Below are 12,264 nucleotides of genomic sequence, written 5' to 3'. Positions count from 1 at the left end.
CTTATGGAATAAAAAGCTTTGAGCGATTACGAAAAAAGATATTATGGCGTCAACTTATCAGAAGGAATGTAGGTTAACCTACATTCCTTCCAAAGAGAGAGTATTGGAAATATTTACACCACCACAATTGACAGAGAGCCCAAAAAGTTCAACATTTAAAATGGTTTGAACGGATGACGTATATTGGGGTGAGGTGCCTGTCACTCCTCGAAAAATCTTGTTTCACAGGAATGTTTCACAGAGGGGATTGGTAGGGTTTTTAATATGATTAAGGAAGGCCTTATGGAGAGGAAATGAACGGCCCCTTGTCAAGTAGAAAGTGGAAATGATAAAAATGATCTAAGCGGCTTTAGTTCTATATTCCAACGTATCATACATATGTAAATAATGGGGAAAGGTGCCTGTCACTCCTCGAAAAATCTTGTTTCACAGGAATGTTTCACAGAGGGGTTTGGTAGGGTTTTTTAAAATGATTAAGGAAGGCCCTGTGGAGAGGAAATGAACTGCCCCCTGTCAAGTAGACAGTGTAGGGGCGAGGTGCCTGTCACCCCTCGAAGATTGTCGAGATTTGTAGAAATGTAGAGAAATAGTTTTGAAGGAAGTTCTGTGGAGAGTAAAGTGAAATGCTCCGCTTTAGGAAGACAGATTAATCTGTTACTTAAAGGGGAGCATATTAGGAAATCTCTACAGAGCTTTATTTAGTTTATGTATACTTACAACCTTTTTTCAATTTTGTAGATAGATGTTTAACATATTTTGTTAATATCCTCTATTTATCGCTTCCCAGAGTGGTTCATCAAAGAGGTTTGCTTCACCTTTTGAATCTGAAATCGTTCAAGGGAGACGATCGATCTTGATATAACCTTTATTTCTCTATTGCTGTTATCTCGAACGTTTAGGGGTGAGACTACCGGTATTTTTTTAAATTCAAAGTTTAATAGAAGATGTATGATCCATTAAGCAATGCTTCTAGCACTTGTTTCTGTTTTTATTTTATCTTATCTCGATCATCTTCAAGATCTTTAGTATCCTCTTCGTTTTCCAAATACATAGAAAATGCTATGTCTCTTAATTGTTCAACTTGTTGTGGTAGCAGGGCCTCCAATAAAGTAGTGATGAGTTGCCTATCGACGTTTACCGATTATCCCTTCTCCTTTCTTCATCATATCGTACACAAACAAACACGAAAAAAACGACAAATAAAAATGTACGCTTATGAGTACAATATATATCCACATTATATTGTACTGTTAAAGGTACAGTCAATCCTTTAAGTGAAACGAGAGGAAAAATATGAGAAAGGTAAAGCTACGTCTAAACGAACTGCTCTATCAATATAACCTGTCCATTCATCAATTACATTTAAAAACGGGAATACGACGTGCAACGTTAAGTGAATTAGCCAATGGAAAAAGGCAAAGAATTCAATTTGATCATATTGAAAAAATTGCTAACGCTTTAGAAATTGATGATATAAATGAGATTTTAACGATTAAAAAGGATAATAATGACGAGTAAAAACTAAAATATTAAACTGTGCAAAAGATTTGAATTCTTGACGGTGCCTGTCAATTGTTTGACATGAGTGTTTTACAGGGTTCTATCAAATCCTTCTTGACTAATTAGTATTAATACGCTTCTCCTCAATATCATCTTAAAGTTGAAACCAAGATGAAATATATACAGATCCATTAGAGAAGAAGGTTGCTTGGAGTTTTAACGATTTTACTGGTAAATTTTTTAAAAGTTTGATCTTAGAAGATGAAATTCTAGTACAAGAATTAAACCGTATATTGGAAGAATAGGGGGGTGTCCGAAGGCTAGAAAATCTGACTTATGGGCAGTCCCTTTTTCAATGCGAAAAAATCGTTTTACGTTTATTTGTTCAGAAACAACAAATATCCACCATTTATGTGAAAGAGTCGAAATCCAGTATGTATTGTTACGCTATTTTTCGAACGAGAAATAGCGTAAGTTTTAAAATTTTTAATTATAGAATATAATTATATAAAAAATAACTTTAAGGAGGTGTTTGAATGAAAACACCGTATAACTTACCCTTTCTTCCTATTCATTTTGATTCGGAAACAGAGCTTGCTTTTTATAAAAAGGTAGTGGAAGCATCATCAAAGCTAGAAAGGTTGAAACAAAAACTCCGTTATTCATTAGTGAATGAATCATTTATTCAATTGCTTACTTTACATGAATCGGTTCAATCTACAAGAATTGAAGGTACACAAGTAACCTTTAGTGAGATGCTTGAGGATAAAATTGATCAACAACAGGACTGGGAAAAGGTGGAGGTTCGTAATTATCAAAAAGCTCTAAAAATGGGGGTTGAGTTCATCCAAACGGGATATCCACTAACAGAACGTTTAATTCGTGATCTGCATAAAATTTTAATGGAAAATGCTAGAGGTTCTACAAGTGCTTCAGGAGAATATAGAAAAATCCAGAACTTTATTGGGCCAACGAAACATATTAAAGATGCTTCCTATATTCCCCCTGAACCCCAAAGAATGGGCGAGTATATGACCAATTTAGAACGGTACATCAATGGGCACCCTTATCGAAACATTGAGGAAGATCCATTACACCCATTAATCAAAGCAGCTATTATTCATGCTCAATTCGAATCCATTCACCCCTTCTTAGATGGAAATGGGCGACTTGGAAGAATTTTAATCGTTTTATATTTATTGCAGTCTAACCTCATTGAGTCTCCATTCTTTTTCTTAAGTGAAGAGCTTGAAAGAGAAAAATTTAAATATTATGCGATGTTAAATGGTGTGCGTGGAATTGGGCGGAATGAGCCGGATTGGAAAAGCTGGATTCTATTCTTTCTTGATGCAACCATTCGTATGGCTGAACATCAATTTGAAAAATTAGATAAAGCAGAAAAACTTTATGAGAATGGAATTGCCAAGCTTGATCAACAATCCACAAAAAAAGTTTGGCGAGCTTTATTTGAATTTCCAGTGGCTACTGTGCAAAAGATTGAAGATACTACCGATTTAGCTCCGGCTACTATTAGAAAAAGCTTAGCTCAATTAGTTCAACAAAACATGGTTTTTGGTGACGACCGTAAACGAAACCGCCGTTATTATCATTATGATTTAATAAGAATAATGACCGGATAGCGAAAGGTGCCTGTCACTCCCCGGAATTTGACGAACGAATGTTCTTGACAAAAGGAAAGCTCTGTGGAGAGATAATCCCTGCGGGGCTTTTCTTTTAGAAATGGAAAACCCTTTAAGTAAAAAGCTCCGGCGAACTCACCACGCATGTGCCGAAAGAAGTTGAATCTCCTCCTATTATCCTGCCATGATACGCCAAACCATGTTTTCAGTCTCTGCACTTAAAGAAATTCAAGAATTTATAGCTACGCATACCAACTTGGAACCATTAGTGGAATCTTGGAATTCTGAATTCATTTCAAATGAGCTCACTAGAACTCAACAATTCTTGGATGATATTGATGGGAAATTGCTAGATGAACATCAACGAACGGCTATTATTGTAGACGAAGATGATAATCTTATTGTTGCAGGAGCTGGAGCAGGTAAGACACTAACTATTTCAGATAAAGTCAAATACCTTGTGGAAGAACTGGGTATCGCTCCTGAAGAGATTCTATTGGTTTCTTAAAATCTCACCTTTATATATCTGGTTAGAAATACAGAAAGCAGCAACCTTTTCCTAGAATTATGGTAGCTGCTTTATATGATTTTCTTCTATTTAAATGGTGCCTCTGGTTTTCCAATCAAATTCAAAGACGCTTGTCTTTATATCTTTCTCAAATTTGAGGATATTCCACTCTTGGGAAGATTTAGTGCCGATCGTGTAGCATTCCTCAATCACTTCGAGCGGAGTAACAACAACTTTAATGGAATCCATTTGGTCAACTACAAAGACAAAATAAGGTTCACAGGCAAATTGTAGGCAAGCTTCTTTTACTTTTTTGATTTGCTCCAAAGGCTTTCTCATGGTTAAAGAATAATCCAATTTTCCTTCTTTTCGGTTCCTACTTTTAACAGATACTCCAATTCTTTTTCCTTCTTTACTAGCGTCGAAATCCCGAAACCGAACGGAGGAGTAAGGCTTCTAGGGATCCCTACCGTGACCGATTGTTTCATCCAACAAGCGATTGCCCAAGTGTTGACGAAAATCTTTGATCCGACCTTCTCGGACCATAGCTACGGCTTTCGCCCAGGTAGAAGGGGACATGATGCGGTTAGGGAAGCAAAGGATTATATCAAAGAAGGATATCGTTGGGTAGTCGATATAGACCTAGAGAAATTCTTTGACAAGGTGAATCACGACAAACTGATGGGGATCTTGGCGAAAACGATCAAAGATCGAATTCTACTGAAGTTAATCCGTCGGTATCTTCAATCAGGCGTGATGATCAATGGAGTAGTAATGGAAACGGACATGGGAACGCCTCAAGGCGGCCCGCTTAGTCCACTTTTATCAAACATCATGCTTCATGAATTGGATAAGGAGCTGGAGAAACGTGGACATAAGTTTGTCCGGTATGCGGATGACTGTAACATCTACGTGAAAACAAAGAAAGCAGGAATTCGTGTCATGAACTCCATTACCCACTTTATTGAGAAGGAGTTAAAGCTCAAGGTAAATAAAGAGAAATCGGCGGTAGACCGTCCTTGGAAACGGAAGTTTCTCGGTTTCAGCTTCACATTCCATAAGACTCCAAAGGTACGGATTGCGAACGAAAGTGTGAAACGATTGAAAGATAAGATTCGTGAAATCACATCGAGATCCAAACCGTATCCAATGGAGAGAAGGATTGAGAAACTGAACAAGTATTTAATGGGATGGTGCGGATATTTTGCCTTGGCAGAAACACCGAGTAAGTTCAAAGAATTTGACGAATGGATTAGACGAAGGCTACGGATGTGCTTATGGAGAGAATGGAAAACCTCGAAAACAAGAGTTCGGAAACTCAAAGGATTAGGTGTTCCAAGCCATAAAGCATTCGAATGGGGCAATACGCGGAAGGGATATTGGCGGATTGCCTGCAGTCCCATTCTACATAAAACCCTCGACAACTCCTATTGGAGTCACCGAGGGTTAAGAAGTCTAACCGAAAGGTATCAAACTCTACGTCATACTTAATTGAACCGCCGTATACCGAACGGTACGTACGGTGGTGTGAGAGGTCGGGGGTTAGTCACCCCCTCCTACTCGATTTGCTACTTTAAATTTTTTTGAGAGGGAATTAGAGAGGTAGTTAACACCAAATATTTGATCAGACAAAAATCAGATAAAATAGCAAAGTGTGATTTAAATCACGTATTATATGTGGTTCTTATCATATAATCACTATGAAAATAGTAGAAAGCACAAGGAGTGTCAATTATGTTAAATCCAAAAACAATTGAAATAATTAAATCTACCGTTCCTGTACTTGAAAAACATGGTGAAGCGATTACGACAAGATTCTATCAGCTTATGTTTGGAAACCATCCTGAATTATTAAATATTTTTAACCACGTGAACCAAAAACAAGGTAGACAGCAAAAAGCATTAGCTAGTACGGTATATGCTGCTGCTATGTATATTGATAATCTTGAGGCCATTCTTCCAGTTGTCAAACAAATTGGCCATAAACACCGCAGTCTTGGTATTAAGCCAGAACATTATCCGATTGTAGGTAAGCATTTGCTATTAGCTATCAAAGATGTTTTAGGTGATGCGGCGACAGATGAAATCATAGATGCTTGGGAAAAAGCATATCAAGTAATTGCTGATGTATTTATCAGTGTAGAAGCTGAAATGTATGATCAAGCAGCCAACCAAAAAGGTGGTTGGGATGGATTCCGTAATTTTGTCGTTGATCGAAAAGTGGTGGAAAGCGATGTTATTACTTCCTTCTATCTAAAACCAGAAGATCAAAAGGAACTAGCTACTTTCCAACCAGGGCAGTATATTAGTATTTTGTTAGACATTGAAGGGGAAGAGTATACTCATATCCGTCAATATAGTTTATCAGATGCACCAGGAAAAGATTACTATCGAATCAGTGTAAAACGAGAAACAGGCTCTGATATTCCAGACGGAATTGTATCTAATTATTTACATGACCAAGTAAAAGAGGGTGACATCCTCAAAGTAAGTGCACCTGCAGGGGATTTTGTACTGGATACGACGAAGAATACACCGGTTGTATTACTAAGCGGCGGTGTTGGATTAACACCGATGATGAGTATGTTAAAAACGATCGTAGAAATCCAGCCTGAGAGAAAGGTCACTTTCATCCATGCTGCTCAAAATGGAAATGTCCATGCACTTAGGGAGGAAGTAGAAGAATTGGCGAAAATAGATAATGTCACTGCATATTTCTTCTATGATTCTCCAACAGAAGAGGATCGAAAAAATAATCGATTTGATGTGGAAGGTTATGTGACTCGTGAATGGCTGAAGGAGAAAGTTGAAATCGAAGATGCCGATTTTTATTTCTGCGGCCCAGTTCCATTCATGAAGTCTATTAATAGCTCTTTAATAGACCTTGGTGTAGCGGAAGATAAAATACATTATGAATTCTTTGGTCCAATGGCAAGCTTAGTTTAAGGTGCCTGTCACTCCTCGAAAAATCTTGTTTCACAGGAATGTTTCACAGAGGGGGTTGGTAGGGTTTTTAATATGATTAAGGAAGGCCCTGTGGAGAGGAATTGAACGGCCCCCTGTGAAGTAGACAGTGGAAATAATAAAAATGATCTGAGCGGCTTTAGTTCTGTGTTCCATAGGGCTGAGGCCGTTTAGTCGTTTTTGTAATCGATCATGATTATAAAATGGTATGTACTCATCCACTGAAAGAGAAAGTTCTTCAAACGTATCATACATATGTAAATAAGACTTTTCACATTTGAGGGTACCCTAAAAAGATTCCATTGGTCCATTATCCATGCACCTTCTAACACATAACGTATTTTTCAAATATCGAACGTAAATAAAGAAAATGAAAGAATTTTAGATTTATCAAAAGCATTAATGAAGGTAATTTTGCAAAGTCGTGCAAATCCTCGTTGAGAATCAGTTACCATCTATTAAATTACCTCTATATTTAAGTAAAAATCTCCGGCGAACTCACCAGGCATGTGCCGAAAGAAGTTGAATCTCATCCTATTATCCTGCCATGATACGCCAAACCATGTTTTCAGTCTCTGCACTCGTCATTCCCCGATCTGAAACTCGTCATCTTTACCAAAGAGTCCAACCTTTGCAAAAATCATAAAACAACATTCGGACTTCTATTTATGAATTTGTCTAATATAATAAAGGTAAGTAAGAATTTATAAAAAATTCAAGAGTTCAATCTTTGCAAAGAGAAATATTAATTTACTAGTATAACCATCTGTAGGCATGGAGGGGAGCGCTCCCATGACACTAGATCAACGCAGCATTGCTTTATTGAAAAAAGTGGTACATGCAACGTCTTATGTTTCTCCCTACGAAATTATGGAGGACTTAAAAGTTTCCAAAAGGACCGTATATTACGATGTTGATAAGATCAATTATTGGCTGAGGAATAACGGACTAGAGGAGATGAGCTATATCCGGTCGGCTGGATTCTACTTAAGTGAGGATTCTAAAAAAAGAATTAAAGAAAAGCTAGGACATCTAAACAAGCAGCAATATGAGTTTTCACCAAAAGAACGAACTGCTTGGACGGCCATCTTTATTCTCTCGAAGGAGACTCCGGTTTTCCTGTCCGATTTAATGGATAAGCTCAATGTCAGCAGAAGCACATTGCTTGCAGACATCAAGCAGCTGAAGGAACAGCTGGAACACTTCAAGGTAGAACTGAAGTTTAAAAAGGATACAGGATACTACTTTTCTGGCGATGAACAGAACATACGCAAAGTACTTGTCTATTTTTTATCACAAGTTTTAACCACCCGGAACTGGAAGGAGATCTTATCTGAGCTTCCATTGACGGCTTTACAAGAACAGAAACTCTCACCAAATAGGTTCATGGAAACAGGATTAGAGGAAATTTTCTCGATCCTAAGTAAAGCTGAAGCATTCATTGGAGTCCGGTTTGCGGATGAAGTGATTCAAACACTAAGTGTTCATTTATTTTCGTTTATTAAACGCCTATCCCAGGGACAACAGGTACAAATGGACCGGATCGAAAAAGAAGTAATAAGGGAAACACGTGAATATGAGGCGTCAAAGCTTATTGCCGAAAAAATTGTAAACGTTTTCGGCATAAAGGTTCCGGAAGACGAAGTGTACTATATTGCGACCTATCTTCTGGGTGCTAAAGTAAGTGACAGCCCGAGCTCCGATGTGGGAAACCAGGATATTTTTAATCTCAAAGTCATCATTAAACATATGGTTGATGATTTTCAGAGATATGCATGTGTGGTTTTTGAAAAAAGAGCCGATCTGGAACGAAATTTATTTATCCATCTTAAACCTGCCTATTTCCGAATAAAGTATGGGATTGATCCAGAAAATCCGCTGACAGAGTCGGTAAAAACCAAGTACAGTGATATTTTTAACCTTACAAAAAAGGTCGTCCATCACTTTGAATATGTGCTGGGAAAACCGATTTCTGCAGATGAAATTGCCTATATCGCGATGCATTTCGGCGGTTGGATTGTGAAAGAAGGCGTGGTTGTTCAATCCAGAAAAAAAGCTCTTGTGGTTTGTTCAAGTGGAATTGGTACATCTCGAATTTTACAAAAACAAATTGAAGAACTCATTCCAACCATAGATGTAAAGAAGGCCATAACCGTAAGAGAATATGAAAATGCCAATCTGGAAGGAATTGATTTCGTCTTTTCAACGGTTCCCATAGAGGATAAGGGAGTTTCTGTCTATCTGGTAAATCCCATTTTAACAGATACGGAAAAAGCTTCTCTCCTCAATCAAATTCAATCTTCAGGGAAGCCGAAGACGGAAAATGTGGAAGCATTGATGGACATCATTAAAAAGCATGCACAGATTCATCATGAGCAAGCTTTGTACCAAGAATTGAAGGATTACTTCCAAATTAAACATACAGCAGAGAGAGAGGTGCGAAGGAAACCTATGCTTAATGAAATTCTTACGAAAGATAAAATCCAGTTTGAAGATAAGATCGAAAACTGGCAGGAAGCCATTCGAAAGGCAGCGCAGCCTCTTTTGGCAGATGAGTGTATAACACCAGAATACATCGACGCCATGATTAAAAATGTGGATACCCTTGGACCTTATATCGTCATCGCACCGGGGATCGCTCTTCCACATGCTAGACATGAAGACGGGGTAAAGAAAATTGGCATGAGCTTTATGAGATTGAAAGAAAGCTGTGCTTTTTCAGAAAAGCCGGAGCATCAAGTTAAATTGATCTTTGTCCTGGCTGCGATCGATAATGAAACACACTTGAAGGCATTATCACAATTTTCCATGATGATGTCAGATGCTACAAATGTTGAAAAGCTTCAGAAGGCTTCAACGGTTTCTGAAGTACTTGAAGTCATTAACCAATATTCAAATCTATAAGGGGGAAAAAGTAATGAAAAAAATTCTCGTTGTTTGCGGTAATGGGTTAGGAAGCAGTTTTATTGTAGAAATGAATGTAAAGACTATTTTGAATCAATTGGGAGTACAAGCAGAGGTTTCCCATACAGATTTAACAACAAGTAAGTCCGAAAAGGCAGACTTATACCTGGGTTCCTTAGATCTAATTTCACAGCTGGATGACGGTACTCGTACTGTAGTAGGTTTGAAAAATATTTTAGACCAGAATGAATTAAAAGCTGCATTAGAAGCCCATCTTTTATAAAAAGGAAATTTCGTTATTTCATAATCAAGAGAACTCATTCAATAGATTTTATTAGGGAGGGAATTTCAGATGTTCGATTTTATTATGAAGGATATACTTGGAACTCCAGCAATACTAGTCGGATTATTCGCTTTATTAGGCCTTGTCCTTCAGAAGAAGGGGATTGCAGATGTTATTGCTGGAACTCTTAAAACCATCATGGGTTTCGTTATTCTGGGCGGAGGTGCCGGAATCTTAATCGGCTCCCTTGATATCTTCGGAAAAATGTTCGAAAAAGCATTCCATATTCAAGGCGTCATTCCAAATAACGAAGCCATCGTAGCGATTGCTCAGCAAACATTCGGGAAAGAAACAGCGATGATCATGCTGTTCGGAATGGTTACCAATATCTTAATTGCTCGTTTTACACCATTTAAATACATTTTCTTAACAGGGCATCATACATTATTCATGGCTTGCTTGATTTCAGCGGTATTTGCAACTGGCGGAGTAACAGGTATTCCGCTTATCATCATCGGATCTATCATCCTAGGAAGCTTAATGGTATTCATGCCAGCTATTCTTCAGCCTTATGTCAGAGAAGTGACAGGTAACGACAGCATCGCAGTTGGTCACTTTGGTTCAATTGGTTACTTCACAGCTGCTTTTATTGGAAAACGTGTGGGTGACAAATCCAAATCAACGGAAGACATTAAAGTTCCAAAATCTCTTGGTTTCTTGCGTGATACTTCTGTAGCTATGTCCTTAACAATGGCCATCTTATTCCTGATCGTAGCCCCTTTTGCAGGTCAAGGTTTTATTGAAAAAGAACTTAGCGGCGGAACAAACTTCTTAGTCTTCTCCTTAATGCAAGCCATCACTTTTGCAGCTGGTGTGTATGTGGTTCTTGCAGGCGTTAGGATGTTAATCGCTGAAATCGTACCTGCATTCAAAGGGATTGCTGATAAAGTCGTGAAGGATGCAAAACCTGCCCTTGACTGTCCAGCAGTGTTCCCGTTCGCTCCTAACGCGGTGATCATTGGGTTCTTAGCAAGCTTTGTTGCAGGTGTCATTTCGATGTTCATCCTTCCGGTTGTTGGATTGAAGATCATCGTACCTGGGTTAATCCCTCACTTCTTCACTGGTGCGGCAGCCGGTGTTTTCGGTAACGCAACAGGTGGAAGAAGAGGTGCTATCATCGGTGCATTTGCGAACGGTCTATTAATCTCTTTCTTACCAGCATTACTGCTTCCAGTACTAGGCTCACTTGGCTTCGAAGGAACAACCTTCGGAGACTCCGACTTCGGTTTAGTCGGAATTTTGCTAGGTTATCTCATTCAAATTTTCTCATAAAGGTGCCTGTCACTCCCCGAAGTTTGTCGAGATTTGTAGAAATTGAGACAAGTAGATTGGAAGGAAGGTCTCGTGGAGAGAAAAATCTCTGGGATGCGTGCCTGTCACACCCGAAGTATGTCGAAAAGCTCTGCGGAGAGAAATCTCTTCGGGGCTTTATTTATTTATAAGCTCTATAATAAATGTTGGGGTTTCCAAACAACTTAAGTACATAAAAAATGCACGACATTATCACTTTTAAGGTCCGCGCTTATCGAGATGTTCACACAAGGTACATTGATATTTGGGAAAATGTATACGATGATGAGGGGGAGTTACATCACCAGCAAACGATCTCGAAAAAAATTCTTTTGATGTACGTTTGGAAACGCAGGATATATTGGAAATATTTTGTTAAGCATTTAAGTTCGGTTTTCCAAAATGAAAAAATTGCAGTAAATATAGATGACTATCTTGGAAAAAGAAACAAACGGGTAGTCGATGATGCGAAACATGCTTTGTAGCCTATAAATTGAGATGTTAATGTAATAAATTGGAATTTGTTGTGTTTGTCGGTTGAAGAAGAAGCCTGTCATCGCCTAAAAAAAGGAATAGATTTATAATGTGTCAAATCTCAAAGATATATTTTTATAAAGGAGGAAGAATGAAGTGGAAGAAAGGGTAGTGAAAGTAAACCAATTTGTTGGTCCTTCTTATACAAATGGCTTGTTTGGCTTTCGGTTTAATCAACAAATAGTCCCGTATTCTATCGGGGCTCACTATGGCTCGATTTATCATATAAACATGAGTATGATTGAGAGGTTAGCGGCTGAGTTTCCAGCTTACATCAAAGCTTTTAATAAAAAAGTTGATAAGGCGAGTGAATGGGGACCGCAAACGGAAATCGGTTTGTGTAAGTTAATGATGGATGGAAAATTGAAATGTATCAGGAAAGATGAAAATGGTGAAGACGTACTTGTTCACTTTACTTGGGATGGTCCAATCTGGGTGCCAAAGAATAGGCCGACAAAGAGGAAATAAATGGATGATTCTGCCTTGGTGTGAGTGTAATCCACTGGCACTCTATTAGTAGGTAAATAGGTTGGGGAACAGCTCTGTGAAAAGAAAAAAATCCCCTTACGTAAAAGGAGATC

Annotated in this window: 9 protein-coding genes and 2 pseudogenes; 9 read left to right on the top strand and 2 right to left on the bottom strand. The window is 38.2% G+C overall.

Features of this window, described 5'->3' with window-relative positions:
- Window positions 1–1,293: 1,293 nt before the first annotated feature.
- From GD441_RS15120 to GD441_RS15110, 3 genes are all read left to right on the top strand, one after another.
- Window positions 1,294–1,518: a helix-turn-helix domain-containing protein gene (locus tag GD441_RS15120; RefSeq protein WP_153127266.1), complete on the top strand. Its 225-nt coding sequence runs from the start codon at window positions 1,294–1,296 to the stop codon at window positions 1,516–1,518.
- A gap of 518 nt (window positions 1,519–2,036) precedes the next feature.
- Window positions 2,037–3,140 (top strand): Fic family protein, encoded by a 1,104-nt coding sequence (locus tag GD441_RS15115; RefSeq protein ID WP_153127265.1) that lies wholly within the window; start codon window positions 2,037–2,039, stop codon window positions 3,138–3,140.
- Window positions 3,141–3,339: 199 nt separating this feature from the next.
- Window positions 3,340–3,648, top strand: coding sequence for a UvrD-helicase domain-containing protein (locus GD441_RS15110; RefSeq protein ID WP_225434258.1), 309 nt, complete (start codon window positions 3,340–3,342; stop codon window positions 3,646–3,648).
- Between the two features lie 90 nt (window positions 3,649–3,738).
- Here the strand turns inward: GD441_RS15110 and GD441_RS15105 are convergent, their stop codons facing one another.
- Window positions 3,739–4,005, bottom strand: coding sequence for a hypothetical protein (locus tag GD441_RS15105; RefSeq protein WP_225434257.1), 267 nt, complete (start codon window positions 4,003–4,005; stop codon window positions 3,739–3,741).
- 63 nt (window positions 4,006–4,068) lie between these two features.
- Here GD441_RS15105 and ltrA point away from each other — a divergent pair.
- Both ltrA and hmpA read left to right on the top strand, forming a co-directional pair.
- Window positions 4,069–5,139, top strand: a pseudogene (gene ltrA / locus GD441_RS15100) (group II intron reverse transcriptase/maturase); the annotation flags it as partial.
- A 243-nt stretch (window positions 5,140–5,382) separates the two neighbouring features.
- Window positions 5,383–6,594, top strand: a complete 1,212-nt coding sequence (hmpA, locus tag GD441_RS15095) for an NO-inducible flavohemoprotein (protein WP_153127262.1) — start codon at window positions 5,383–5,385, stop codon at window positions 6,592–6,594.
- Window positions 6,595–6,744: 150 nt separating this feature from the next.
- Here hmpA and GD441_RS17305 read toward each other — a convergent pair.
- Window positions 6,745–6,942, bottom strand: a pseudogene (locus GD441_RS17305) (IS3 family transposase); the annotation flags it as partial.
- Between the two features lie 462 nt (window positions 6,943–7,404).
- Here GD441_RS17305 and GD441_RS15085 point away from each other — a divergent pair.
- From GD441_RS15085 to GD441_RS15070, 4 genes are all read left to right on the top strand, one after another.
- Window positions 7,405–9,516, top strand: coding sequence for a BglG family transcription antiterminator (locus tag GD441_RS15085; protein WP_153127260.1), 2,112 nt, complete (start codon window positions 7,405–7,407; stop codon window positions 9,514–9,516).
- Between the two features lie 13 nt (window positions 9,517–9,529).
- Window positions 9,530–9,799: a PTS sugar transporter subunit IIB gene (locus tag GD441_RS15080; protein ID WP_153127259.1), complete on the top strand. Its 270-nt coding sequence runs from the start codon at window positions 9,530–9,532 to the stop codon at window positions 9,797–9,799.
- A gap of 69 nt (window positions 9,800–9,868) precedes the next feature.
- The gene (locus GD441_RS15075) at window positions 9,869–11,131 is read left to right on the top strand and encodes a PTS ascorbate transporter subunit IIC (protein ID WP_153127258.1); all 1,263 of its coding nucleotides are present in this window, start codon (window positions 9,869–9,871) and stop codon (window positions 11,129–11,131) included.
- Between the two features lie 648 nt (window positions 11,132–11,779).
- Entirely contained in the window at window positions 11,780–12,151 is a 372-nt protein-coding gene (locus tag GD441_RS15070) for a hypothetical protein (RefSeq protein ID WP_153127257.1), read from the top strand.
- Window positions 12,152–12,264 lie beyond the last annotated feature (113 nt).

It is taken from the genome of Peribacillus tepidiphilus, from assembly GCF_009466385.1.
Taxonomy (GTDB): domain Bacteria; phylum Bacillota; class Bacilli; order Bacillales; family DSM-1321; genus Bacillus_BN; species Bacillus_BN tepidiphilus.
This window is presented reverse-complemented; position numbering and strand designations above follow the sequence as displayed.